The following is a 692-nucleotide window of genomic DNA, read 5'->3' on the forward strand; positions in this document are numbered from 1 at the left end:
TCGCGCTTGAGGCAGTTGTACGACCGAACGGTGAGCTCCAGCTCCTCGATCGGCAGGGCCAGATCGGCGGCCAGGGCGGCGTCCGTGGGCGAGGGGCCCATGTCGATGCCCTCGGCGTCGATGTTCAGCTCACGGGCCAGACCGAATAGCTCGACCAGGGTCTTGCCCGCCGACGCCATGGCGTCACGCGGACGCATGGCCTGCTTGGTCTCGACATCGACGATCAGCTTGTCGAAGTCGGTCCGCTGCTCGACACGCGTGGCCTCGACCTTGTACGTGACCTTCAGCACCGGCGAGTAGATCGAGTCGACCGGGATCCGGCCGATCTCCTGGCCGACCTGCTTGTTCTGCACGGCGGAGACATAACCGCGGCCACGCTCGACCGTCAGCTCCATCTCCAGCTTGCCCTTGCCGTTCAGCGTGGCCAGGACCAGGTCGGGGTTGTGCACCTCGACACCGGCCGGAGGCGCGATGTCGGCGGCGGTGACCAGACCCGGACCCTGCTTGCGCAGGTACATCACGACCGGCTCGTCGTGCTCCGAGGAGACGACCAGCTGCTTGATGTTGAGGATCAGGTCGGTGACGTCCTCCTTGACGCCCGGCACGGTGGTGAACTCGTGCAGGACACCGTCGATACGGACGGACGTGACCGCCGCACCCGGGATCGAGGACAGGAGCGTACGGCGCAGGGA

The 692-nt window shown here is 66.6% G+C and carries 1 protein-coding gene; it reads right to left on the reverse strand.

What is annotated here, in order from left to right; translation table 11 throughout:
- On the reverse strand, nt 1–692 hold a 692-nt coding region (locus QNO09_RS39615; RefSeq protein WP_283975068.1), incomplete at both ends, for a DNA-directed RNA polymerase subunit alpha.

The sequence above is a fragment of the Streptomyces sp. 378 genome (assembly GCF_030124145.1).
Lineage (GTDB): Bacteria > Actinomycetota > Actinomycetes > Streptomycetales > Streptomycetaceae > Streptomyces.